The following is a 24460-nucleotide window of genomic DNA, read 5'->3' on the forward strand; positions in this document are numbered from 1 at the left end:
ACATGGCGTGGAACATTCCGTAAGCGGCCGATTCCATTCGGCCAGCACCGACCAGCCACCCAATTCGCGAAAAACCGTCCAATTCCATTCAGTCGCGACGTCACCGCAGCCCCCGGCGACCGCCTCCGGGCGTCAGGGAGTTGCCGGATACCGGGTTGAATTCACTTCCGCCTCACGCCTCGGAAACACCGTCGGCGGACGAAGTAAACCTTGTAAATTCCTCATGTCGACGCCCCGGCGGCCGAATCGGGCCATGCGTGGGACGCCCTTCGGCACGGCCAAAGGCGCCCGATGGGCGAGACTGACAGACCCCCTACTTTCACGCGCCCTTCCGCGACAGGACAAGAGGCAGGACACAACAGAACGAGCCGACCTCCCCGGCGGAAACCCGGGGAGGTCGGCTCGTCGCGAAGACGGTCAGGCCTTCACCTCGGACACGTCGGGGGCGTCCCCCGAGGCGACCTCCGCCTCCACGGCCGACGCGGCCCCCGCCGGGCGCACCGGAATGAGGAAGGCGACCACCGCCGCGGCGAGACCGACACCGCAGCCGATCATCATGGCGGACCGGAATCCGGCCTCGGAGGGCAGCGCGAAGCCGCCGAAGTCGGTGGTCATCTGGGCCAGGACGACGCCGATGACGGCGGCCGAGACCGAGCTGCCGATCGAACGCATCAGGGTGTTGAAGCTGTTGGCGGAGGCGGTCTCGGACTGCGGAACCGCGCCCATGATCAGCGCGGGCATGGCGCCGTAGGCGAAGCCGACACCCGTGTTGCAGACGATGGTCACCGCGAGCAGGCCCCAGGTGGAGCCGGAGCCGACGAGCGGCAGGGAGATGCCGTACCCGACGGCGATGACCAGGCTGCCGACGGAGAGCGTGATCCTGGGGCCGGACTTGGCGGAGAGCATCGCGCCGAGCGGCGACATGACCATCATCATCAGGCCGGCCGGAGCCATCCACAGCCCCATGGCGAGCATGGACTCGCCGAGCCCGTAACCGGTCTCCTTGGGCAGCTGCATCAGCTGGGGGATGACCAGGGACTGCGCGTACATCGCGAACCCGACGAGGATCGAGGCCGCGTTGGTCATCAGCACCTGGGGACGGGCGGTCACCCGCAGGTCGACCAGCGGCTCGGCGCTGCGCAGCTCCCACCGGCCCCAGGCCAGCAGCACGACCACGGCGACGGCGAACAGCCCGAGGGTGGTACCGCTGCCCCAGCCCCAGTCGGCACCCTTCGACACGGCGAGCAGGAGGCAGATCAGCGCGGTGCCGAGTCCGATCGCGCCGAGCAGGTCGAAGCGCCCGGCGGCGGTGTTCTCACGCCCGGCGGGCACGAAGAGGGAGATCAGCGCGGCGACGGCGAGGGACAGCGCGGCCACGACCCAGAACAGCACCCGCCAGCTGGCGTTCTCGGCGATCGCCGCGGAGAACGGCAGCCCGAGGGCGCCGCCGACCCCCATGGACGCACTCATGATCGCGATCGACGAACCCAGCTTCTCCGCCGGTACGACGTCCCGCAGCAGGCTGATGCCCAGGGGTACGACGCCCATGCCCATGCCCTGGAGTCCGCGCCCGGCGATCATCGGGAGCACGGAGGAGGAGAGCGCGCAGACGACCGAGCCCAGGATGAGCGGCACGAGCGAGGCGAGCAGCATGCGCTTCTTGCCGTACATGTCGCCGAGCCGGCCGGCGACCGGGGTCACGACCGCCGCGGCCAGCAGGGTGGCGGTGACCACCCAGGAGGCGTTCGAGGCGGAGGTGTCGAGGATGCTCGGCAGCTCCCCGATCAGCGGGACCACGAGGGTCTGCGTGATCGCGGCCACGATGCCGGCGAAGGCGAGGATGCCGACGACCCTGCTGGAGCCGGGGCCTGAGCCTGAGCCGGGGCCGGAGTCGGGCTTGGAACTGTCCACTGGGTTGCTCCCTCGGAGGATGAAGACGACGCGATGTGCACGATACACAAGAAGTGCATCATGCACATCCCCACGGAAAGCATTAACTTGGCAGGGGGCCCGCCGAGGGGAGGCCCTTCAGGAGCCGGAGGAAGCAGCTGCATGGACGAGCCCATGGACAAACCCGTTGATCGGATCGAGTTCGAGATGATGCTCCTCGGGCGGTACATGCACCTGCTCTCACCCACCTCGCGGGGCATGGTGGGACGGCTCGACCGCAGCGCGTACATCGTCCTCAGCCGCATCGAGGCGGAAGGGCCGATGTCCATCGGCCAGCTCAGCGCCGCGTTCGGCCTGGACGTGTCCACGCTCAACCGGCAGACCGCCGCGATGGTCCGCGCGGGGATCGTCGAACGCATCCCCGACCCCGAGGGGGGCATAGCGCGCAAGTTCGCGATGACGGAGGAGGGCCGGCGCCGGCTGGCAGCCGACCGCGCGGAGAACCGGGTGGGCCTGGGCAAGATCATGACCGAGTGGACGGCCGAGGAGGTCGCCGACTTCGCCGCCCATCTGAGCCGGCTCAACCGTGACGTGGAGCGACTGGACGGACGGCCGTGGCCGCGCGACCGATCGACGACGCCGACGCCGACGCCGACGACGCCGCCGACAAGCGGTGAACGCTCGCGCACACTTGAAGCGTGAACCAACTCGGCATGAATTGCCCCTGGCATGGGCAGAGTTGAGGTGCGCCGACCGTCCCGCGCCGCATCCCGGGAGGCAGCCCAGTCATGCACCCCGAGCCGGACAGCCGCACCCGCCGCCCTTCCGGGCACCCGATTCCCCGCCGGGTCGTCGTCACCGGCCTGGGAGCGGTCACCCCGCTCGGCATCGGGGTCCCCGACCTCTGGCGGGGCCTCCTCGAAGGCCGGTGCGGAATAAGGGAGTTGACCGGCGAGGAGTTCACCGGCCTGCCGGTCCGCTCGGCGGGCACGGTCCCCGTGGATCCGGCCGCTCTGCTCCCCCGCCCCCAGGCCCGCCGAATGAACCGGGCCGCGCAGTTCGGCGTACTGGCGGCGCGGGAGGCCTGGCGGGACGCGGGCTTCGACGGCTCGGGCACGGAGGCCAGCGGTCTGTCCCCCGACCGCGTGGGGGTCTCGGTCGGCGCGATCCTGGGTGACGCGTCGGTGCTGGTCGGCGGCGACCGCCGACTGCGCGAGAAGGGGCCCCGGGCGGTCTCGCCGCTCACCACACCCATGACAGTGCCGTCGCAGGCGGCGTCCCAGATCTCGCTGGACCTGCGCATCACCGGCGAGGCCCGCACGGTGACCAGCGCCTGCGCGTCGGGCACGGAGGCGATCGGCCAGGCGATCGACCGCATACGGTACGGCCATGTCGACGTCGCCCTCGCGGGTGGCGCCGAAGCTGTCGTCACCCCGGCGATCATGGCGTCGTTCGCCGCGATGCGCGCCCTGTCGACGCGCCCCGCCGGGGAGCTGCCGTCCCGCCCCTTCGCCCGGGACCGGGACGGTTTCGTCAACGGCGAGGGGGCCGGTTTCCTGCTCCTGGAGTCGGAGGAGCACGCCTGGGCGAGGGGCGCCAGCGTCTACTGCGAGGCGGCCGGCTGGGGCCTGTCGGCCGACGCCCACCACATGGCGGCCCCGGACCCCTCGGGCACCGGCGTGGCCCTCGCCCTCCGCCGCGCCCTGCGGGACGCCGGGAGCCGCCCCGCCGACGTGATCCACGTCAACGCGCACGCCACGGCCACACCGGACGGCGACCTGGCGGAGGCGAACGCGCTACGGACCGTACTGGGCGCGACCCCGGTCCCCGTCACGGCCCTCAAAGGCCACCTCGGCCACCTCCAGGGCGCGGCGGGCGGGGTGGAGGCGGTGGCCACGGCCCTGACCCTGCATCACGGCACGATTCCGCCGACGATCGGGTGCGGGGAGGGGGAGCAGGACGAGGGGATCGATCTGGACGTGGTGCGGGGTCGGCCGCGTGTGCTGCCCAGGTACGGGGATCTGGCGCTCAGTAACTCGTTCGGGTTCGGGGGGCACAATGCGGTGCTGGCGCTGCGGCGGGTGGGGTAGGGGGCGGCGGAATAGGGGGAAAGCGGGGGATCACGCCGAACGCTTACGGGCGGCGGCGGTCTTCTTGGCAGCGGTCTTCTTGGCCGTACTGGCGGTTTTGGCGGTACTGGCCTTGCTGGTACCGCTCGCCCTGCTGGTGCTGCTCGCCGTCTTCTTGGCGGTGCCGGTCGACTTCTTGGCGTCGGCGGCCTTCTTCGTTGTGGCTTTCTTCGCTGTGGCCTTCTTCGCGGTGGAGGTCGACTTCTTCCCCGGTTCGGCCTTGGGTGTGGCTCGGGAACTCGTCCGGGGCGCCGCCCTGGAAGCCGTACGCCGCTCACGCAGCGACTTGACCTCTCCCTCCCCCTTCTCTCCCGCGCCCTCCTCGCTCTCGGCTTCCGCAACCGTCTCGCCCCGCGATTCCTTGGCCTCCCGCACGCTCTTCTCCAGCGCGGCCATCAGATCCAGCACCTTGCCGCCACCGCTCGGAGCCGGGGCGTGCGGTGCCTCCTCGCCGGAGGCCTTCGCGGCGATGAGTTCCTCGACGGCCTCGCGGTAGTCGTCGTGGAGGTCGGCGAGATCGACCTCGCCGAGGGTGGCCATGAGGGCGTCGGCGAGATCGAGTTCCTGGTCCCGTACGGTGACGCCCGCGTCCGGCGCGACACCCTCCGTGCCCCGGATCTCGTCGGGCCACAGCAGCCCGTGCATGGCGATGACGTCGTCGACGACCCGCAGCATGCCGAGCCGCTCCCGCCCCCGCAGGGCGAACTTGGCGATGGCGACCTTCTGGCTGCGCTTGAGCGCCTCACGCAGCAGCGTGTAGGGCTTGGCGGCCGGAACGCCGTTCGCGGAGAGGTAGTAGGCGGTGTCCATCTGCAGCGGATCAATACGGTCGCTGGGCACGAAGGCGACGATCTCGATGGTCTTGGCGGTGGGCAGCGGCAGTGACGCCAGATCGTCGTCGGTGATCGGGATCATCGCGCCGTCGGCACCCTCGTACGCCTTGCCGATCTCGTCCCCCCGGACCTCGCGGTCCTCCATCTCGCACACCTTGCGATAGCGGATGCGGCCGCCGTCCTCGACGTGGATCTGCCGGAAGGAGATCGAGTGGCTCTCGGTGGCGTTCACGAGCTTGATCGGGATGCTGACCAGCCCGAAGGAGATGGCGCCGTTCCATATGGATCGCACGAGGTGAACCTTCCTCCGGAGGTTGCTTTGCCCCGCTTTCGTGGGATTCTCATCGTATGACGCCGATCACGGAGGTGGAGGGGCGAAGGGTGGCCCTCTCGAACCTGGAGAAGGTGATCCACCCGGCGACAGGCTTCACCAAGGGCGAGCTGCTCCACTACTACGCCACCACCGCGGACGCCCTCCTCCCCCATCTGCGTGACCGCCCGGTCTCCTTCCTGCGCTATCCGGACGGCCCCGACGGCCAGGTCTTCTTCGCCAAGAACGTGCCGCCGGGTACGCCCGACTGGGTCACGACGGCACATGTTCCGCGCTCGGAGGGCCCGGCGCGCATGGTCCTGATCCAGGACCTGCCCTCCCTGATGTGGGCGGCGAACCTGGTCACGGAGTTCCACACCCCCCAGTGGCTGATCGACGCCCCCGGCGAGGCGGACCGCCTGGTCATGGACCTGGACCCCGGCCATCCGGCGACGATCGTGGAGTGCTGCGAGGTGGCGCTCTGGCTACGGCGGCGGCTGGCGGCGGACGGGATCGAGGCGTACGCGAAGACGTCCGGCTCGAAGGGCCTGCACCTCCTGGCCCTGCCGGCGGCCAGAACCCCGTCCGGCGAGATCACGGCGTACGCGAAGGAACTGGCGGTCGAGGCGGAACGCGCCCTCCCCGACCTGGTGGTCCACCGCATGACCCGCAGCCTGCGCCCGGGCAAGGTCTTCGTCGACTACAGCCAGAACGCGGCCCGAAAGACAACGGCGACGCCATACACGCTCCGAGCGCGCAGAGAGCCGACGGTCTCGACACCGGTGACGTGGGAGGAGGTGACGGGATGCACGGATCCGGCCCAACTCGCTTTCGGGGCGGGGGACATCGGGGGGCGGCTGGGGTCGTACGGAGATCTGCTGGCACCGCTTCTGCGGAACCGCGACTGACCGCCGCTCGGCCCGGACAACCGGGGGGTGTGTGATGGAGTGGGCGCCATGACCGACAACGAGACGATCACGGTGCCCCGCCATCTGCGGGGATATCCCGGGGTGGCGTTCGGCGGATACGTAGCGGGGGTGCTCGCCGGGCGGGCGGCGGCCAAGACCGTACGGGTGGACTTCCGACGGCCGACCCCGGTGGAGGTACCGGTGAGGCTCACGGAGACCGCCGACGGTGGGGCCGTGCTGACTGGTGCGGAGGGGGTGCTCGCGGTGGCCACGCCCGACGAACTGGACCTCGAAGTCCCAAAACCGCCTTCCTGGGACGAGGCGTCGGCGGCGTCCGAGGCGTACCGCGCGGCTCCGCCGGAGGGGACTACGGACTGCTTCGGGTGCGGACTTGACCGCACGCCCGACAACGGGTTGCGCCAGCACTGCGGAGGAGTGCCGGGACGGGATCTGGTGGCCGCGGCCTGGACGGCCGGGCCCGCACTCGCCGACGCGGAGGGGAAGCTGCGGGCGGAGCTGGTGTGGGGGGCACTCGACTGCCCCGGGAACGCGGCGGGTCGGCTGCGGGGGACGTTGCGAGAGGGGGCCGTGACTGCCTCGCTCACGGCACGACTGTTCCGACCGGTGCCGGTTTCCACCCGGCTCGTGTCTTATGCGTGGGTCCTCTCGGAGGAAGGGCGGAAGCACCGGGTGGCTGTTGCCCTGGCCACGGCGGGGGGCGACCTCTGCGCGGTCTCCTCGGCGCTGTGGGTGGACCTTCGATAACCCGCCGGCGTTGGCTGGGGCCCGCGCAACGGGCGGCTCGGCCGACCCGAGGTCCGGCACAGGACATCGCCTAAACCCGCCCCCAGGTCCCCCGATCCCGAGCCACCGCATGCAGCGCCTCCACGTCCGCCGGTTTCAGTACGCCCCCCAATCGCGCCAGTCCCGGCAGTTCCGTGTCCTGGAGGACCCTGACCTCTCTCAGGGGGACCGTGAATCTCAGGTCGGCCGGGCCGGCCAGGGCCAGGACCGGGTGGACCTCTGCCGTCAGGGCGTGCGAGGCGCGGTCGGCGGTGGCGCGGACTCTGCGGAGCAGGGGGTGGGGGTCGCGGCGGCCCAGGGTCACCATCGGGTCGGCGATCAGGACACGCTGCTTGCGGGCGTACAGGGTGGTCACCGCGAACAGTCCGCCCGGGCCGATCACCAGGTGGTGGATGCGGTCGCCGCCGGGTAACGGGAGCGAGTGCAGGGTGTGCCAGCCCGCGCCCTCCAAAGCCTCCAGGGCCTCGCCCACCGCCTGTTCCGCCGTCAGGGCGCGTCGCCTGGGGTCCGGGCGGAGGCGGTGGGGCGGGGCCGGGTCGCGGTCCAGGGCGATCTGGAGGGCCTCGCCCGGACGGTTCGGGGCCAGGTCGTCGTCGGGGTGGAGGGACAGCCGGGCCAGTTCCGCCGGGGTCGGGACCGGGGGCGGGCCCACCGTCACCGGGCCGGTCAGAAACGGGCCCAGGGCCTCCAGTACGTCCCCTCTGAGGTCCTCGCTCAGCAGGTTGACCCGGGACGACTCACGGTCGTACCAGGCGATGCTGCGCCCGTCCGTCATGCACACGTACAGCCGCTCATGGCCTTGGCGCCAGGCCGGTACGACGCGCAGTCCGCTCATCCACCATCACCCCAATCCCCGCACGCCCATGGGAACAGGCGGGGTGCTGCGACGGCAAGAAGCCGGTTACCTTTGGAGACAGTTGGGGGCGGAGTCGGTTGCCCCGAGTGGGGGAGGCGGCGTAGTTGCGGACCCGCAGGAACCAGCCCGACGTACCGGCTCCGGGCGAGCCGTGGAGCGAGATCGTGCCAGGCTTGTGGATGGGCGGACACGAGTTCGCCAGGCGGCCCGGAGAGCTCGAACTCGCCGTCGTGCACGATGAGTTCGACCTGGTCATCACCCTGTTGCGGATGCCGGGGCACGGGCCCGATCCCGGTGTCGAGCACCATGTGTGGGCCATTCCGGACGGGCCGCTCGACGGGACCCAGCTCGCCGGTGTGATCCGGCTCGCCGAGGCCGCGTGCGTCGCGCAGGAGGACGGGCGCACGGTGCTCGTCCGTTGCTACAGCGGCTACAACCGGTCGGGGCTCGTCGTCGCGCACGCCCTGATCCGGGACGGGCACACCGTCGACGAGGCGATCCGTCTCATCAGGTCCCGCCGCTCGCCCTGGGCCCTGCACAACGACCTGTTCGTGGACTATCTGCGGACGGGCCTGCCCACCGCCCGACTGCTGGAGGAACTGGCCGAATAGGCGGAGCGGGCAAAGTGGGCGGAGCAACCCACCCGGCGGCCATGTCCGCCGTGCGAATAAAGTGTCGGGTACGGGGCGACCGACCGGTTGTCGCCCGCACATCCTCCCCGGCCCGGAGCAGGAGCGCATTGACTCCCAGCCGCATCTCCCGCGCCGCCCTCGCCTGCCTGGCCACCCTGGCCCTCGCCGCCCTCACCTCCGCCTGCGGCGACGCCGGCGGGCTGCGCGGCGCCGGGCCGACCGCGACCGCCGTCAGCCCCGCCCGGCTGTGGCCCCAGCTGCCCGCCGCGTCCAGCCCCGCCTGGGACTACGGCGAGGCCGAGACCGAGACCGTACGGGGCGTCACCGCCCCCGGCGACGACATCCACAAGGTCGACCCGGTGGCCGTCGTACGGGCGGAGATCGCCGCGCACCCCGACCTGTACACCGCCGACAGTCCCCCGTACGCCGGAACGACCGCCGGGATGGCGGCCTGTGGCCCCAAGAGCAGCGGCGCCGGTTCCGGTGCGGGCGCCTGTCCCGTCCTCAAGGCCTACTACCGCGACCTCACCGGGGACGGCCGCGACGACATGGCCCTCGGTTTCCGGCTGCTGCCGGGCAACGGGACCGCCGTACGCGTGTACACCTTCCAGCGGCACAAGCTGGTGCAGATCATGGCGAACGACGACGCCGTGACCGCCGTGCAGCTGGCCGGCCGGGCCGTGATCATCCGGTCGCCCTCGCAGATCCCCGGGTACGAGTACCGCACCCAGTGGACCTGGGACGCCGACCAGAAGGCGATGCTGCTCACGAGGGACGAGTTCCTCCGTACCGGCAAACCCAAGCACGCCCCCTCCTCGTTGGGCTCTTCCTCCCCCGCCGCGTCCTCGTCCGCGAGCCCCCGGTGAGGGCCGTGCTGCCCGGTTGGGCGGGCACTCTCGCCGCCAAGGCCGCGCTGTTCATCACCGGGATGTGCTGCGCCCTCGCCGCCCTGCTCGGCGTCCTTGTGCACGTCTCCGTGACCCACCAGACCGTCGACCAGGCCCGCGACCGCGCCCTGTCCCGGCTCGTGGAGGCCACGTCGGCCTACGAGGCCGGGGACGCGCTCCGGCCGCGCGCCGGGATCGATCCCGAGGGGCTGCCGAAGCCGCTGCGGGCGCTCGCGGCGGCCGGGGAGCGCGGCACGATGGTCACCGACCACGACGGCGTGCCGACGATGTGGGCGGCCGGCCCGGCGGAAGGCGGGCACGCGCTCGCCGTGGCCCTCGACTACTCCCAGAGCGCCCGGACGATCGAGGGCCTCGACCGGGCCATCCTGTGGTCGTCGGGTCTCGCCATCGGCGCGACGCTGCTGGTCGGCGCGTTCGCGGTGACCCGGGTCAGCCGCCGTCTGCACGCGACCGCGCAGGTGGCCCGCCGGATCAGCGCCGGTGACCTGGACGCCCGCGTCGGCGACCCCCGTACGAAGGACCCGAGCCGTTCGCCGGACGAGGTCGCCGCCGTCGCCGCCGCCCTCGACACGATGGCGGCCTCGCTGCAACGCAAACTGCTCAGCGAGCAGCGCTTCACCGCCGACGTGGCCCATGAGCTGCGCACCCCGCTCACCGGGCTGCACGCGGCGGCCGAACTGCTGCCGCCCGGCCGCCCGACCGAGCTGGTCCGGGACCGGGTCGCCGCGCTGCGGACCCTCACCGAGGACCTGCTGGAGATCTCCCGGCTGGACACGGGCAAGGAGCGGCTGGAGGTCGACACCGAGGCGCTGGGCGCCCTCGCCGAACGGGTCGTACGGTCCGTACGGGGTGCGCGGGACCCGGGGGCCGCCGGGGCCGACACCGAGATCGTCGTCGTCCGTGACGCCCTGGTGGACACCGACCGGCGTCGGCTCGAGCGGGTGCTCGGGAACCTGGTCGCCAACGCCCACCGGCACGGCCGTACGCCGGTGACGCTGACCGTCGACGGGCCGGTGGTGAGCGTGCGGGACCACGGTGACGGCTATCCGGAGTACCTGGTGGAGCACGGGCCGCAGCGGTTCCGTACGGAGGGCGGGGCGACCGGACACGGGCTCGGGCTGACGATCGCGTTGGGCCAGGCGGAGGTACTGGGCGCCCGGCTGGTCTTCGCCAACGTGCCGGAGAGCGAGGGCGGCGGCGCCCTGGCGACACTCACGCTGGCCGAATCACGGGGGCTCGCCACCAACGGCCCAGCGTGACGGGCGCCTTACACGACCCGCTCCTAGCGTGGCGGTTAGTCAGCTCGTCCGGACAAAGGAGCCCACATGTCATCGCGGACCACCCTGACCCGCCTCGGTATAGCCGTCGCCACCACCGCGCTCTCCGCCGCCGCCATCGGCCCGGCACTCGCGAGTCCCGCCGACAACGACTGGGGCCAGCAGAACAACGGCAACAGTTGGAACCAGCAGCAACAGAACAACAACCAGAACAACCAGAACAACCAGAACAACCAGAGCAGTCAGAACAATCAGAGCAACCCGAACGGCAACAGCTGGAACCAGCAGAACAACGGCCAGCAGCAGCAGAGCAACAACGGCGACTGGGGCCAGCACAACAACAGCGGCACCAGCAGCGCCGTCGGTCCCTACCGGGGTGTCGTCACCGCCGTCGGCGGACTGCGGCTGCGCAGCGCGCCGAACCGGGGCAGCGCCATCATCCGAGTCGTCCCGCAGGGCGCGATCGTCAACATCTTCTGCAAGGTCGGCGGCGAGAACGTCGACGGCAACTCGCTCTGGTACCTCCTCACGGACGGCACCTGGGCCTGGGGCGCGGCCCGCTACATCAACAACATCGGCGCGGCACCGCGCTTCTGCTGACCTGCGCACCATTTGTCATCCGTTTTGGGTAGATTCCGGACATGACGAAGCCCGGAACCACCGTGGCGGCGGAGTACGAGGAATCCCCGAAGCCCTGGCTCTCGGAGCCCGCCGATCCCTCCGCTCCCGCTCCGCGCGTCCCCCGGCGCCGTGGCATCGAGCTGGCCCTCATCGTCGTCGCCGTCCTCCTCTGTGTGTACGGCTACTGCGCGGTCGGCCTCGCGAGGAACGGCACCGTCCCACCCGGCGCCGCCGGTCACGGCGCCGGGCTCGGCGTTCTCGCGCTCCTCGCCCATCTCGCGGTGCGCCGCCGCGCCCCCTGCGCCGATCCGCTGCTGCTGCCGATCGGCGTACTGCTCAACGGCCTCGGCCTGGTCCTCATCCACCGGCTCGACCTGGAGACACCCGGGCACCGGGCCGCCCCGGCCCAACTCGTCTGGTCCACGGTCGGAGTCGCGCTGTTCATCGTGGTCGTCGTCTCACTGCGCGACCACCGTGTCCTCCAGCGGTACGCGTACGTCTGTGTGACCGCCGCCCTCGTACTGCTGGCCCTGCCGATCTTCTTCCCGTCGGTGAACGGGGCCCGCATCTGGATCCGGATCGCCGGATTCTCCATCCAGCCCGGCGAGTTCGCGAAGGTGCTGCTCGCGGTGTTCTTCGCCGCGTACCTCGCCGCCAACCGGGGCGCGCTCGCGTACACCGGCCGCCGGATCTGGGGCCTGCGGCGTCTTCAGCTCCCCACCGGGCGGGTGCTCGGCCCGATCGTCGCGATCTGGCTGCTCAGCGTCGGTGTGCTCGTCCTGGAGCGCGACCTCGGCACCTCACTCCTCTTCTTCGGCCTCTTCGTGGTCCTCCTGTACGTCGCCACGGGCCGCACCGGCTGGATCGCGGTCGGGCTGCTGCTGGCCGCGCTGGGCGCGTTCGCCGTCGGCACCCTCGAACCGCACGTCCACAGCCGCGTCGAGGACTGGCTGCACCCGTTCGCGACGATCGACGCGGGCCAGGGCCCCAACCAGCTCTCCCAGTCGCTGTTCGCGTTCGCGGCGGGCGGGGTCCTCGGCACCGGCCTCGGTCTCGGCCACTCGATCCTGATCGGCTTCGCGGCCAAGTCCGACTTCATCCTGGCGACGGCGGGCGAGGAACTCGGGCTCGCCGGTCTCTCCGCGATCGTCATCCTGTACGCCCTTCTGGTGGAGCGCGGCTACCGGGCCGGCCTCTCCCTCCGTGACCCCTTCGGGCGGCTGCTCGCCATCGGCCTCGCCTCGATCGTGGCCCTGCAGGTGTTCGTCATCGCGGGCGGGGTGTCGGGCCTCATCCCGCTCACCGGCATGGCGATGCCCTTCCTGGCGCAGGGGGGCTCGTCCGTCGTCACCAACTGGATCATCGTGGCACTGCTGATCCGGATCAGCGACTCGGCCCGCCGCCGGCACCAGGACGACGACGGGCAGCCCACGCGATGACAAGACAACCCGAAGCCCGGACCAGGTCACAACAGCCCGAACGGGCAAGAAAACCACGGCAGATGAGCCGCTGCATCAAGCACGCCGCCGTCTTCTGCGCCCTGCTTCTCCTGGCTCTCCTCGTCAACGTCACCCGCGTCCAGGTCGTCCAGGCCGAGCGCTACGACGACAACCCGGCCAACCGCCGCCAGGTGATCGCCCGTTACGGCCAGCCGCGCGGCGCCATCCTGGTCGGCGGCCGGCCGGTCACCGGGTCCACCGACACCGGGGAGCAGCTTCGCTACGAACGGACGTACAAGAACGGCCCGTTGTACGCCCCGGTCACCGGTTTCTCCTCCCAGGTGTACGGCACGACGTTCCTGGAGCACGCGGAGGACGCCATCCTGTCGGGCACCGATCCGCTGCTGGCGCCGTTCCCCCTGTGGAACGACGTGACGCGTGCCCGGAACCCGGGCGGCAAGGTGGTGACCACCATCGACCCGGCCGCCCAACAGGCCGCCTACGAGGGCCTCGCCGGGCGCAAGGGCGCGGTGGCGGCGGTGGAGCCGTCGACCGGACGCATCCTGGCCCTGGTCTCCTCGCCCTCGTACGACCCGGCGGCGCTGTCCGGCAACAGGGTCTCGGTGAAACAGAGTTGGCGGCGGCTGAACGGTGATCCGGACAAGCCGATGCTGAACAGGGCGGTGCGGCAGACCTATCCGCCGGGTTCGACGTTCAAGGTGGTCACGGCGGCGGCGGCCCTGGACGCGGGGGTGGTCACCGATCTGGACGAGCCGACCCGCTCCCCCGACCCGTACCGCCTCCCCGGTACCTCCACGGTGCTGACGAACGAGGGTGACGGGTGTGCGGACGTCTCGCTGCGGGAGGCGTTCGCCTGGTCGTGCAACACGGTCTTCGCCAAGCTGGGCGTGGACGTGGGCGTGACCGACCTGGCGGCCACCGCGGCCGGCTTCGGGTTCAACGACCCGGGGCTGCGCATCCCCTTCTCGGTCGCGCGCAGCACCTTCGACCGGCACGTCGACAGGGCGCAGTTGGCCTTGTCCGCGATCGGCCAGTACAACACGCGGGCCACTCCGCTCCAGATGGCGATGGTCTCGGCGGCGGTCGCCAACGGCGGTCAGGTGCCGTCCCCTTATCTGGTGGAGCGGACAACCGACGTCAACGGCACGACAGTTGCCACGCCGGGGGTGCGGAGCCGGTTCCGGGCGATGCAGCCGTCGACCGCCGTACGGATGCGCGAGCTGATGCGGGACGTCGTGGAGCGGGGCACCGGCACCAACGCGGCGATCCCCGGCGCGACGGTCGGCGGCAAGACGGGCACCGCCCAGCACGGCGTCGGCAACTCCGGTACCCCGTACGCCTGGTTCGTCTCCTGGGCGCAGGGCGAACGGGAGGTCGAGCCGACGGTGGCCGTCGCGGTGGTGGTCGAGGACGCGTCCGCCGACCGTACGGGCATCAGCGGGGGCGGGGTGGCGGCGCCGATCGCGCGGGCGGTGATGGAGTCGGTGCTCAGCCGATCGGCTTCCTGATCTCGCCGCGGATCTTGGCGGCGGTCTCGGCGGCCGCCGCCAGGTCCACCTGGTCGGGCTTCCTCGTGACCGATTCTGCGGTGATCTCGGCGATGGAGGCGCCGGTGTTGCCGTCCACCCAGCCGCAGACGGGCATGGTGATGTCCGTACCTAGCTCCGTCTGGATGAGTACCTCGCAGGTGACGGTGACGTCGGAGCCCGCCGGCTTGAAGTCCTGGGGTTCGACGGCGAGCTTGGCGCCCTCGCCGCCGGCCGCGCCCTTCATCATGTTGTCGCGGGCGAGGGCGGTGTTCTTGAACCGTCCGTACATGCCGGAGATCACCAGCGTGCCCTTCGCCTGGTCGCCGCCGAGGCTGTACTGGCCGACCACGGCCTTGGTGTCCCGGGCGTCCCAGGCGCCGTCGGCCTCGTTCTCGATGGCCTGGCCCTGGGAGCGGGAGAGGTCGCCGGCGAGTTCGTACTTCTCGTCGAGCACCTTCTGCGGGAGCGTCAGCTTGTACTCGGCCTCGGGGAAGCCGGTGTCGGACTTCACGCTGAACCAGTACAGGCCGGCCACGGCCGCCACGGTCAGTACGACGGCACCGCCGACGATGCCGAGGATCAGCCCGACCTTGCTCTTCTTGGCCGGCGGGGGCGGGGCACCCCAGGGCGCGGGGGCGGGGGCGCCGTAGGGCTGCTGCCCGTAGGGGGACGCGGGCGGCGGCTGCTGGCCGTACGGCCCCGGCTGCTGACCGTACGGACCAGGCTGCTGCTGACCGTAGGGCCCCGGCTGCTGTTGGCCGCCGTAGGGACCCGGCTGCTGTTGACCATAGGGGCCCGGCTGCTGCGGGGCCTGATACGGCGGCGGGGGCGGCTGCTGGCCGTACGGTCCCGAAGTCGGAGGCGGGCCATAGGGGTTGCGGTCGGGCGGCTGGGGCGGCGGAGTCGTGGACACGCCAGCACGCTACTGCACCTGGGTTACACCCAGGGGATTGACCGACTTGCTGACAAGCGGTCTCATAAGAACTGTGACGACAGTGACGGAAGCCGAGATACTCCGCGACGCGCTCGGCGTGCTCAAGGACCGGGAACAGGTGGCCGAGCGGCTGCTCGACGCCTCCGCCAAACACTCCTTCGACCCGGACAGGGAACTCGACTGGGACGCCCCCTTCGAGGACGGCAAGTGGTTCTGGCCGCCCGAACTGGTCTCCCTGTACGGCACCCCGATGTGGAAGCGGATGAGCGAGGAGCAGCGCCTCCTGCTCTCCCGGCACGAGTTGGCGGCGCTCGCCTCGCTCGGCATCTGGTTCGAGATCATCCTGATGCAGCTCCTCGTACGGCACATCTACGACAAGGCGGCGACGAGCGCGCACGTCCGCTACGCCCTGACGGAGATCGAGGACGAGTGCCGTCACTCGAAGATGTTCGCCCGGCTGATCAGCCGTGGCGGGACGCCGTACTACCCGGTGAGCCGCGCGCACCACAACCTGGGCCGTTTCTTCAAGACGGTGTCCACCACACCCGGTTCCTTCACGGCGACCCTGCTGGGCGAGGAGGTCCTCGACTGGATGCAGCGGCTGACGTTCCCGGACGAGCGGGTGCAGCCGTTGGTCAGGGGCGTGACGAGGATCCATGTGGTGGAGGAGTCCCGCCATGTCCGCTACGCCCGCGAGGAGCTGCGCCGCCAGATGATGACGGCTCCCAGGTGGTCCCAGGAGTACACCCGGGTCACCTCCGGCGAGTTCGCCCGCGTCTTCTCGGTCGCCTTCGTCAATCCGGAGGTCTACGCGAACGTGGGGCTGGACAGGGCGGAGGCGGTCGCCCAGGTCCGCGCGAGCGGGCATCGACGGGAGGTCATGCAGACCGGCGCCCAGAAACTGACGGACTTCCTGGACGACATCGGGGTCCTACGGGGTGTCGGACGACGCCTGTGGAAGGCATCGGGGCTGCTCGCTTGAGTTGAGAGTGCCGGCCCGGTGGGGGCTGGTCGCGCAGTTCCCCGCGCCCCTGAAAAGCAGGGGCTGCGCCCCCTGCTTTTTCAGGCCGCAGGCCCATGTCGTTGTCTTTTAGGGGCGCGGGGAACTGCGCGACCAGCCACAACGCACCCGCACCCGAAACGCAACCGCCCCCGCCGACTACCCTGCACACATGCCCGCCGCCCCCGCCTACCGCCGTCTGAACGTCGAGGAGCGGCGCAGCCAGCTCCTCGAAGCCGCCCTCTCCCTCTTCGCGCACCGCCCCCCGGAGGACGTCTCCCTCGACGACGTCGCGGAGGCAGCCGGCGTCTCCCGCCCCCTCGTGTACCGCTACTTCCCCGGCGGCAAGCAGCAGCTGTACGAAGCCGCGCTGCGCTCCGCCGCCGAGGAACTGGAGCTCTGCTTCGACGAACCCCCCGAGGGCCCGCTCCCCGACCGCCTCTCCCGCGCCCTGAACCGCTACCTCGCCTTCGTCGACGAGCACGACGCCGGCTTCAGCGCCCTCCTCCAGGGCGGCAGCGTCGTCGAGACGTCCCGGACGACGGCCATAGTGGACCGGGTCCGCCGTACCGCCGCCGAGCACATCCTCAGCCATCTCGGGGTCGAGAAACCGGGCCCCCGGCTGCGGATGACCGTACGGATGTGGATCACCGCGGTCGAGGCGGCCTCGCTGATCTGGCTGGACGAGGAGAAGGATCCGCCGGTCGACGAGTTGCGGGACTGGCTGGTGGAGCAGTTCATGGCGGTCCTCATGGTGACGGCCGGCCGCGACCCGCAGACCGCGGCGGTCGTACGCGACGCGCTGGGCACGGACACCGGCACGGATACCGGACACTGATCCCGTGAAGAGCCAAGACACCGCTTTCGAGGGCGGCCCCCTGGACGGCCGTGTGCTGCCCATCCTGCTCGGGCCGACCGGGCACCCCCCGAAGACGTACCGGGTTCCCGTGCCGGACTCGGCCGGCGGACCGCCGACCGTGCTGGTCTACCGGCGCGTGCCGAGGGATCAACCGGGAAAGCTGGGCCTCCACCCGGGCTGGAAGTACGCGTACGACCCCGAGGGCGACAGGGGCGGCGAAGGCACCGTGCGCTGGCCGTGGTCGAAACCGGCCACACGACCAGGCGCCACGCCGCAGGGCAAGCCGGACGACACCGACGGGTGACGGGGTTGGGCCGAACCGCGCACGCTCGCCGCGCGGACCTCGCGCCCGCGTCACAAGCTCGCGGTGCGGAGCGGAAGGGCCGCCTCGCACCGGAGGTGATGACGTGTCAGGAAGGCTTCTGCGTCTGGTGTGTACGGCGGCGATGACGGCCGGCACGCTCCTCGCCCCGATCCCCGCGATGGCCGCACCGGACCCGACTCCCGGCGCCGCCCCCACCCCATCGACGACCGGATCTCCGCGCGAGCCCCTTACCAGCTCAGCTGCAGAACCGTCCGTGGCCGCCCTCCTGACGGATCTTCAGCGTCTGTACCGCGAGGCCGAGCGGGCCACCCGTACCTACACCGCCACCGCCGAGCGGCTGAAGCGGCAGCGCGCCGAGGTCCGGCGGCTGGACAGCAGGCTCGTACGCGCCCGGCTCTCCCTGCGCGAGCGGCGCGGCGCCCTCGGCCGGCTCGCCCGGCAGCAGTACCAGAACAGCACCGACATCTCCCCGTACGTGCGGCTGCTGCTGGCCCGCGACCCGCAGCACGCCCTCGAACAGGGCCATGTGATCCGGCAGTTGGCGCTGGAGCGGGTCGAGACGGTGGGCCGGCTGGTCGGCGGCGAACGGCACACCGACGGCCTGGCGCGCGCGGCCCGAGCCGCCCTGGACGAGCAGCTCACCCTCGCGGAGAAGCAGAAGAAGGACCGCGACACCGTACGGCGACGGCTGCGGGAGGTGGAGGAACTGCTCGCCTCGCTGAGCCCCGAACAGCTCGCAGAACTTGCCGAGTTGGAGCGCACCGAAGTGACCAATGGACAGCGGGAATTCATCACCTCCGGTGCCCTCAGTGCCGACCGGAAGCCCTCCGCGGAAGGTGAGCGGGCGGTTCGGCAGGCGGTGGCGCAGCTCGGGAAGCCGTACGAGTGGGGTGCCGAGGGACCGGCGACGTACGACTGCTCGGGCCTGACCTCACAGGCCTGGGAGTCGGCGGGGCGGCCCATCCCCCGGACCAGCCAGGAACAGTGGGCGCGACTCCCGCACATCCCGCTGGCCGAACTGCGCCCCGGCGACCTGGTGGTCTACTTCCCCGAGGCGACGCATGTGGCGCTGTACCTCGGGGACGGGATGGTCGTACAGGCGCCGCGGCCGGACGCAAAGGTGAAGGTGTCGCCGCTCGCGGCCAACCCGGTGCTGGGCGCCGTACGGCCGGACCCGGACGGGGAGCCCCTGCGGCGGTACACCCCGCCGACGCTCCCCGCCGACGCCACGGCGGGCCCGGACGAGGGTTACTCCCTCGCGACCGCGCCCACGGGAGCTGCCGACACCGCCGGCCCCAGTGGCCCCGCCGGCTACGCGCCCGCGACCGACCCCAGGTAGGCGGCCGTCCGCTCCGGTTCGTAGAAGAAGTTCTCGAAGTCGGAGGGGTCGTCGAAGGCGTTGGCGAAACGATTGGCCACGGGCGGCAGCTGGCCGGCCGCGCCCAGCAGGTTGACGATGTGCTCCGGCGGCGGGGCGAGCATCGCGTTGGTCCACTTGGTGACGTGCTTGGCGGTGTCCCAGTAGCGGTCGAACGTGTCCCGCATCCAGGCCTCGTCGAACTCCTTCTCGCCGTGCTCGAGGATCGAGGCGAGGTACGAAGCCGCGCATTTCGAGGCCGAGTTGGAACCCTGGCCGGTGATCGGGTCGTTCGCCACGACCACGTCGGCAACGCCCAGGACCAGACCGCCGCCGGGCAGCCGGCCGACCGGGTTGCGGACGGTGGGCGCGTAGCGGCCGGCCAACGTGCCGCCCGCGTCGGTGAGTTCGGCCTTGGTGGCCCGCGCGTACTCCCACGGCGTGAACCGCTCCATGAGTTCCAGGGTCAGGGAGAGGTGTTCGGCCGGGTCGCGCACGCCGTTGAAGACATCGAGCGGGCCGCCGGGTATGCCCTCCCAGAACAGGATGTCGGCACGGCCCGACGTGGTGAACGTCGGCATGACGAACAGCTCGCCGACACCCGGGACCAGGTTGCAGCGGACCGCCTCCGTGTCGGGGTGCTCGGGGCGCGGGCCCAGGCCGTGGACGTAGGAGACGGCGAGTGCGCGCTGGGGCTCGCTGTAGGGGGAGCGCTCGGGGTCGCGGGCGAACATCGACACCAGCTCGCCCTTGCCCGCCGCTATGAGGACCAGGTCGTACGTGCGGGAGAAGTAGTCGAGGTCGCCGACCGCCGCACCATGGATGACCAGTTGGCCGCCGCGCTGGGCGAACGTCTCCATCCAGCCGGCCATCTTCACCCGCTGGTCGACCGACTGCGCGTGGCCGTCGAGCCTGCCCAGCCAGTCGATCGCACGCTGCGTCGGGCCCGGGTCGTGCGAGCCGGGGGCCGCGACCGAGACGCCGAGTCCTTCGATCTTCGGGGCCTGGGACTCCCAGAAGTTCAGCTGGAGATCGCGCTCGTGCTGGAGGGCGGTGTGGAACATGCACTGCGTGGACATCACCCGGCCGGACCGGATCTCGTCCGGGGTCCGGTTGGACATCAGGGTGACCTCGTACCCGTGCGACTGGAGTCCGAGGGCTGTCTGGAGTCCGGCCTGACCGGCTCCGACGACGAGTATCTTCCGCATACGGTCTGGTCTCTCCCCTTGTCACCGGCTTTCGCCGGCTGCCGTTGTTACTCGGGACTGACGTCCAGCGCGTGCCCCACCAGGGCGAGCAGGGTCTCGATCACCGGGAGACGGCGCCGCGCATCCATGATCATGACAGGTATGTGCGCGGGCACCGTGAGCGCCTCCCGCACGTCCTCGGCGTCGAACTCGGCGCTGCCGTCGAAGTGGTTGACGGCCACGACGTACGGCAGCCCGCAGCTCTCGAAGTAGTCGAGCGCGGGGAAGCAGTCCTTGAGCCTGCGGGTGTCGGCCAGCACGACGGCGCCGATCGCGCCGCGCACCAGGTCGTCCCACATGAACCAGAACCGCTGCTGGCCCGGCGTACCGAAGAGGTAGAGGACCAGGTCGTCGTCGAGCGTGACACGGCCGTAGTCCATGGCCACGGTCGTGGTCCGCTTGTCCGGGGTCGCGGTGAGGTCGTCGGTGTCCTCGCTCGCCTCGGTCATCAGCGCCTCCGTCTGGAGGGGCTCGATCTCCGAGATGGTGCCGACCATCGTGGTCTTGCCGACGCCGAACCCGCCCGCGATCACGATCTTGGTGGCGATCGGCGCCCGGGTCCGGTCCTCCTGCCAGGGCCGCAACTCCTCTTCCCGCGCGGAGGGTTGGCCTTCCGGCGGGAGTTGGAGCAGCGGGGAGACACCACGGGCGACGTCAGAGACGACGGAGTCCACTCAGTACCCTTTCCAGCAGCGCGCGGTCCGGCTGCCCCGGCCCGTGGCCGGTTCCGTACACACGGATCTTTCCCTGGTCCGCGAGATCGCTGAGGAGCACGCGGACCACACCCAGCGGCATTCTCAGCAGCGCGGAGATCTCGGCCACCGTACGCATCCGGCGGCACAGTTCGACGATGGCCCGCAGCTCCGGCATGACCCGAGTGCTGAGGGAACCATTCTCCAACTCCCTCCGCTCCTCCGGCGCTTCGATCGCGGCGACGAACGTCTCGACGAGGAGGACATGGCCGAAGCGGGTCCGGCCGCCGGTCAGCGAGTACGGGCGTACCCGTGCCGGTTTGCGGTCGCCGCCCCGGACGGGAAGCCTGGGCGTGCCCGGCGTACTCACTTGGCACCCTCCGCGAAACGACCGCGCCCGGCCCTGACGGCCATCGGACCGACCCCGGCGGGCTCGTCGACCACCGAGCGGCGTTCGATCGACTCCCTGAGTTCACTGCGGAGTTCGGGGGTCAGGACGTGTCCGGCGCGGCCCACGAAGAGCGCCATGTGGTACGCCACCACGCTCATGTCGCAGTCCGGGGAGCCGTGCACTCCGAGCAGCGAGCCGTCGCTGATCGACATCACGAAGAGGGTGCCGTCCTCCATCGCGACCATGGTCTGCTTGACGCCCCCGTAGTCCATCAGCTTCGCGGCGCCGATGGTGAGGCTGCCGATGCCGGAGACGATCGTGGCGAGGTCCGCGGCGGAGCCCTTGGGGCCGGTCGGCTGGTCGGGCCGACGTTCCGCGTTCCGGTCTGGGTCTGACGAGAGCAAAAGCAGCCCGTCGGAGGAGACGACCGCGACCGACGTCAGTCCCGGCACCTCCTCGACCAGGTTGGTCAGCAGCCAGTGCAGGTTGCGGGCTTCACTACTCAGGCCGAAGGTACTGGGCGCGGTCAACTGCTTGCCTCCTCGACTGTTCCCCCCGTGGTTTCTTCGGCCCGCGCGGGCTGTGCCGTACGAGCCGGTTGTTCCGTCTGTTCCGTCTGCTCCGCGAGTTCCGCCTCCACGTCACGGCGTCCGTCGCGGGCGCCCTTCTGGAAGCCGCCGAGTCTGCGGCGCAGGGCCTCCGCGTCGACGGATCCGACGCGCGCTCTCGGCGGCGCGGCGGGCGCGGTGATCTTCGGGGTCCGCTTGGGCAGCCCCTTGTCGGTGACCGGCTCCTCGTCGGCACGCTCGTGCGCGTCGGGGCCGATGGCGTAGGGGTCAGCGGTGGTGTCGGCGGCCGGCTGGGGGGTGTCCTCGGCCGGGGGGACCGGCAGGAGGAGTTCCATGGTGATCTCGGACGCGGGGAGGGGCTCGGGGGCGGGAAGGGGCTCAGGGGCGGGTTCCGGGGCCGGTGCGTCCGTGTGCCGGCCCGCTGCCGTGGCCGTCTCCGCCTCGGCGTCCGCCTGGGCCTCGGCGTCTGCCGCTGCCCCTGCCCCTACCCCTGCCTCTGCCTCTGCCTCCGCCTCGGCGTTCCGTACGGCCCGTTCCGCCAGGGCGATCATCGGGTCCGGGGCGTCGGCCACGGCCGGGTCGTCGAGCGGCGACACGGCAGGCACCGCGTCCACCTCCCCCTCGCCGGGTTCCTCGGCCTCCGAACGCCCCTGCAGGACATTGGAGTTGACCTCCGCGTCGGCCCCCGGGAAGGAGAGCGTCGCGCCGCCGGACGTCGACTTGACCGACGGCGGTACGGCGGCCGGGTCCGGGGCGATCAGCGTCTTCGGCAGGATGACGACCGCCGCGACACCGCCGTCCTTCTGCTCCCGCAACTGCACCCGCACGCCGTGCCGATGTGCGAGCCGCGCGACGACGTACAGCCCGAGCCCGATCCCCTCGCCGCCGTCCTCCTCGGCGTCCCCCGTCGTGTCGTGCGGGGCGTCCGGATCGAAGTCGGCGAGGCGGGAGTTGAGCCGGACCAGGCGCTCGGCGGTCATACCGATGCCCTCGTCCTGGACGGAGAGCATGATCTCGCCGCTCTCCAGAAGCCACCCGGAGATCTCCACCGGAAGCTCCGGCGGGGTGAACGAGGTGGCGTTCTCCAGGAGTTCGGCCAGCAGATGACTGACGTCGTCGGCGGCGAACCCGGCGAGATGCGCGTGCGGCGGCAGCGCGGCGATGCGTACCCGCTCGTACCGCTCGATCTCGCTGACGGCGGCGCGGACCACGTCGACGAGCGGGACGGGGTTGGCGTGCTGCTGGCCGTGTTCGGCGCCGGCGAGGACGAGGAGGTTCTCGTTGTGCCGGCGCATGACGGTGGCGAAGTGGTCGAGCTTGAAGAGGGTGGCGAGCCGGTCCGGGTCCTGCTCGCGCTCCTCCAGGCCCTCGATGACGGCGAGTTGGCGCTCGACGAGGCCAAGGGTGCGCAGCGCGAGGTTCACGAAGGTGCCGTGGATGCTGTCCCGGGTACGGGTCAACTGCACGGCGGCGGCGTCGAGTTCGGCGCGCAGCTCCTCGCGGGCGTCGGCCATCTTCTGGCGCTGGCCGACCAGGTGCTTGCGGTCGGACTCCAGGGTGGCGATGCGCTCGTGGACGGCGCGGGCACGCGCGTGCAGGGCGTTGACGGACCGGACGACCTGGGCGAACTCGTCGTTGCGGCCGGTGAACTTGACGGGTTCCTCGGCGAGCGGGTCGGCGGCCTCGGCGAGCCTGGCGGTGCCCCGGCGCAGCACGGAGAGCGGGCGGGTGAGGGTGCGGGCCATGGCGGTGGCGATACCCACGGCGACCAGGAGGAGGGCGCCGAGGGCGGCGATCCGGATCTCCAGGTCGGTGACGTCGTCGTCGCGGAGCTTGATGAGAGCCTTGGCGCGGCGGTCGTAGAGGGAGGACTCGACGCCGCGCATCAGGTCGACGCGGGCGGAGAGAGCCGCGTCGACGGCGCTGAGGCTGGTGGCCAGCTCGCGGGTGGAGAGCGTGGGCTGGTCGGTGAGCGAGGCGAGGTACTTGTCGGCGGTGTCGGCCTCGGGTCCGGTGACCGTGGAGTCGTAGCTGCCGACCGAGGACTCGGGGGCGCTCTCGCGGAAGTCGGCGAGCGCCGCGTCCGAGCGCACCCGGGCCAGCTGGGCGGCGGTGCTGAGCGCGGTGCGCTGCCTGGTGTTGGCCGGGGAGGTGACGGTCTGCTCGGAGGACAGTCCGGTGATCGGGTCGTACACGCTCTCGGTGGACGTCGGCACGCTGAGCGCGGCCAGCAGGAGGCCCCGGGCCGCGGCGGCCTGCTGAACGGCGGAGTCGAGCTCGGCAAGGGCGTACGCGCCGGCGCCCGCGCGGGGCGGCTGCTGCTCGGCGAACCGGTCGGCGAGGCGGTGCAGTCCGGCGATGGCAGCGGAGTACGTCTCGTGCGCCTGGAGAGCGGTGCTCTTCCCGGCGAGCGCCGACTTGCGCAGCGACGCGATGTCGTCCAGGTCGGCGCGCAGGGCGGCCGGGATGTCGGGGTTCGCGCGCAGGTCGCCGACCTGGCGGTCGACTCGGGCGGTGCGCTGCGCGGAGGGCGCCTTCACCTTGGCGCGGCCGGCGGCGAGGTAGACGGTGACCTCGTCGCGTTCGTCGGCGAGCGAGTGGGCGAGGGTCAGGGCGTCCTGGGTCTGCGCGGCGAGGGTCACCAGGTCCTGGGAGTCGTGGAGCTGGGCGGAGGCGGCGATGAGGGTCGGGGCACCTGCCCCGGCGATCGCGGCGGCCACGACGGCGACGGCCACGATGAGCCGGTTGCGGACGTGTGCGGGGCGTCCCCGGCCCGCGGGATCGGTCGGGGCGCCGCCGGCAGTGCTCCCCGCGGGAGCTGTCTGCCTGCCTGTGCGCCGAGGCCGCGTCTTCTGCACCGGTGCTCGCATTCCTGACTCGTGTGCCCATGGGCCCGGGTGACGATGCGTCCGGACCGGGATGACGATCC

At 71.4% G+C, this 24460-nt stretch carries 22 protein-coding genes and 1 pseudogene; 14 read left to right on the top strand and 9 right to left on the bottom strand.

Annotated features, from left to right (window positions below):
• Positions 1 to 417: 417 nt before the first annotated feature.
• Positions 418 to 1911: an MFS transporter gene (locus tag ABZ855_RS20005; RefSeq protein ID WP_360808533.1), complete on the bottom strand. Its 1494-nt coding sequence runs from the start codon at positions 1909 to 1911 to the stop codon at positions 418 to 420.
• Between the two features lie 153 nt (positions 1912 to 2064).
• On the opposite strand from ABZ855_RS20005, the pseudogene ABZ855_RS20010 reads away from it, so the two are divergent.
• A pseudogene (locus tag ABZ855_RS20010) lies at positions 2065 to 2517 on the top strand (MarR family transcriptional regulator); the annotation flags it as partial.
• Between the two features lie 161 nt (positions 2518 to 2678).
• Entirely contained in the window at positions 2679 to 3980 is a 1302-nt protein-coding gene (locus tag ABZ855_RS20015) for a beta-ketoacyl-[acyl-carrier-protein] synthase family protein (protein ID WP_360808535.1), read from the top strand.
• 30 nt (positions 3981 to 4010) lie between these two features.
• Here ABZ855_RS20015 and ABZ855_RS20020 read toward each other — a convergent pair whose 3' ends face one another.
• On the bottom strand, positions 4011 to 5144 hold the full coding sequence (locus tag ABZ855_RS20020; protein ID WP_360808537.1) for a Ku protein: 1134 nt from the start codon (positions 5142 to 5144) through the stop codon (positions 4011 to 4013).
• Between the two features lie 56 nt (positions 5145 to 5200).
• Between ABZ855_RS20020 and ligD the strand changes: the two genes are divergently transcribed.
• Entirely contained in the window at positions 5201 to 6070 is an 870-nt protein-coding gene (gene ligD / locus ABZ855_RS20025) for a non-homologous end-joining DNA ligase (RefSeq protein ID WP_360808539.1), read from the top strand.
• A gap of 48 nt (positions 6071 to 6118) precedes the next feature.
• Positions 6119 to 6835, top strand: coding sequence for a hypothetical protein (locus ABZ855_RS20030; protein WP_360808541.1), 717 nt, complete (start codon positions 6119 to 6121; stop codon positions 6833 to 6835).
• Between the two features lie 70 nt (positions 6836 to 6905).
• Here ABZ855_RS20030 and ABZ855_RS20035 read toward each other — a convergent pair whose 3' ends face one another.
• The gene (locus tag ABZ855_RS20035; RefSeq protein WP_360808543.1) at positions 6906 to 7709 is read right to left on the bottom strand and encodes a nuclease-related domain-containing protein; all 804 of its coding nucleotides are present in this window, start codon (positions 7707 to 7709) and stop codon (positions 6906 to 6908) included.
• 125 nt (positions 7710 to 7834) lie between these two features.
• On the opposite strand from ABZ855_RS20035, the gene ABZ855_RS20040 reads away from it, so the two are divergent.
• From ABZ855_RS20040 to ABZ855_RS20065, 6 genes are all read left to right on the top strand, one after another.
• Complete coding sequence (locus ABZ855_RS20040; RefSeq protein ID WP_360808545.1) at positions 7835 to 8341, top strand: dual specificity protein phosphatase family protein; 507 nt, start codon at positions 7835 to 7837, stop codon at positions 8339 to 8341.
• 128 nt (positions 8342 to 8469) lie between these two features.
• Positions 8470 to 9228: a hypothetical protein gene (locus ABZ855_RS20045; protein WP_360808547.1), complete on the top strand. Its 759-nt coding sequence runs from the start codon at positions 8470 to 8472 to the stop codon at positions 9226 to 9228.
• On the top strand, positions 9225 to 10529 hold the full coding sequence (locus ABZ855_RS20050; RefSeq protein WP_360808549.1) for a HAMP domain-containing sensor histidine kinase: 1305 nt from the start codon (positions 9225 to 9227) through the stop codon (positions 10527 to 10529). The genes ABZ855_RS20045 and ABZ855_RS20050 overlap by 4 nt, the downstream gene beginning before the upstream one ends.
• Positions 10530 to 10595: 66 nt before the next feature.
• Entirely contained in the window at positions 10596 to 11147 is a 552-nt protein-coding gene (locus ABZ855_RS20055; protein ID WP_360808551.1) for an SH3 domain-containing protein, read from the top strand.
• Between the two features lie 41 nt (positions 11148 to 11188).
• Positions 11189 to 12607 carry an FtsW/RodA/SpoVE family cell cycle protein gene (locus tag ABZ855_RS20060; protein WP_360808553.1) on the top strand — a complete coding sequence of 473 codons (1419 nt, stop codon included), beginning with the start codon at positions 11189 to 11191 and terminating at the stop codon, positions 12605 to 12607.
• A 62-nt stretch (positions 12608 to 12669) separates the two neighbouring features.
• Positions 12670 to 14136 (top strand): penicillin-binding protein 2, encoded by a 1467-nt coding sequence (locus tag ABZ855_RS20065; protein ID WP_360808555.1) that lies wholly within the window; start codon positions 12670 to 12672, stop codon positions 14134 to 14136.
• On the opposite strand, the gene ABZ855_RS20070 is transcribed toward ABZ855_RS20065, so the two are convergent.
• On the bottom strand, positions 14117 to 15070 hold the full coding sequence (locus ABZ855_RS20070) for a hypothetical protein (RefSeq protein ID WP_360808557.1): 954 nt from the start codon (positions 15068 to 15070) through the stop codon (positions 14117 to 14119). The two genes, ABZ855_RS20065 and ABZ855_RS20070, sit on opposite strands and share 20 nt — an antisense overlap.
• A gap of 73 nt (positions 15071 to 15143) precedes the next feature.
• Here ABZ855_RS20070 and ABZ855_RS20075 point away from each other — a divergent pair, with 73 nt between their 5' ends.
• From ABZ855_RS20075 to ABZ855_RS20090, 4 genes are all read left to right on the top strand, one after another.
• Positions 15144 to 16073: a diiron oxygenase gene (locus ABZ855_RS20075; RefSeq protein WP_360808559.1), complete on the top strand. Its 930-nt coding sequence runs from the start codon at positions 15144 to 15146 to the stop codon at positions 16071 to 16073.
• Between the two features lie 190 nt (positions 16074 to 16263).
• Positions 16264 to 16929 carry a TetR/AcrR family transcriptional regulator gene (locus ABZ855_RS20080; protein WP_360808561.1) on the top strand — a complete coding sequence of 222 codons (666 nt, stop codon included), beginning with the start codon at positions 16264 to 16266 and terminating at the stop codon, positions 16927 to 16929.
• A 4-nt stretch (positions 16930 to 16933) separates the two neighbouring features.
• The gene (locus tag ABZ855_RS20085; RefSeq protein WP_360808563.1) at positions 16934 to 17254 is read left to right on the top strand and encodes a hypothetical protein; all 321 of its coding nucleotides are present in this window, start codon (positions 16934 to 16936) and stop codon (positions 17252 to 17254) included.
• 103 nt (positions 17255 to 17357) lie between these two features.
• Positions 17358 to 18614 carry an NlpC/P60 family protein gene (locus ABZ855_RS20090; protein ID WP_360808565.1) on the top strand — a complete coding sequence of 419 codons (1257 nt, stop codon included), beginning with the start codon at positions 17358 to 17360 and terminating at the stop codon, positions 18612 to 18614.
• On the opposite strand, the gene ABZ855_RS20095 is transcribed toward ABZ855_RS20090, so the two are convergent.
• Genes ABZ855_RS20095 through ABZ855_RS20115 form a run of 5 tightly spaced genes read right to left on the bottom strand, consistent with a single transcriptional unit; the run spans position 18587 to position 24389 of the window.
• The gene (locus ABZ855_RS20095; protein ID WP_360808567.1) at positions 18587 to 19840 is read right to left on the bottom strand and encodes a styrene monooxygenase/indole monooxygenase family protein; all 1254 of its coding nucleotides are present in this window, start codon (positions 19838 to 19840) and stop codon (positions 18587 to 18589) included. The two genes, ABZ855_RS20090 and ABZ855_RS20095, sit on opposite strands and share 28 nt — an antisense overlap.
• Before the next feature lie 47 nt (positions 19841 to 19887).
• Positions 19888 to 20553, bottom strand: a complete 666-nt coding sequence (locus tag ABZ855_RS20100) for an ATP/GTP-binding protein (RefSeq protein WP_360808569.1) — start codon at positions 20551 to 20553, stop codon at positions 19888 to 19890.
• Positions 20534 to 20941, bottom strand: coding sequence for a DUF742 domain-containing protein (locus ABZ855_RS20105; RefSeq protein ID WP_319210937.1), 408 nt, complete (start codon positions 20939 to 20941; stop codon positions 20534 to 20536). The genes ABZ855_RS20100 and ABZ855_RS20105 overlap by 20 nt, the downstream gene beginning before the upstream one ends.
• On the bottom strand, positions 20938 to 21492 hold the full coding sequence (locus ABZ855_RS20110) for a roadblock/LC7 domain-containing protein (RefSeq protein WP_319210935.1): 555 nt from the start codon (positions 21490 to 21492) through the stop codon (positions 20938 to 20940). The genes ABZ855_RS20105 and ABZ855_RS20110 overlap by 4 nt, the downstream gene beginning before the upstream one ends.
• Complete coding sequence (locus ABZ855_RS20115; protein ID WP_360808572.1) at positions 21489 to 24389, bottom strand: sensor histidine kinase; 2901 nt, start codon at positions 24387 to 24389, stop codon at positions 21489 to 21491. The genes ABZ855_RS20110 and ABZ855_RS20115 overlap by 4 nt, the downstream gene beginning before the upstream one ends.
• Positions 24390 to 24460 lie beyond the last annotated feature (71 nt).

This window comes from Streptomyces sp. NPDC047042 (assembly GCF_040644035.1).
In the GTDB taxonomy this organism is placed as follows: domain Bacteria; phylum Actinomycetota; class Actinomycetes; order Streptomycetales; family Streptomycetaceae; genus Streptomyces.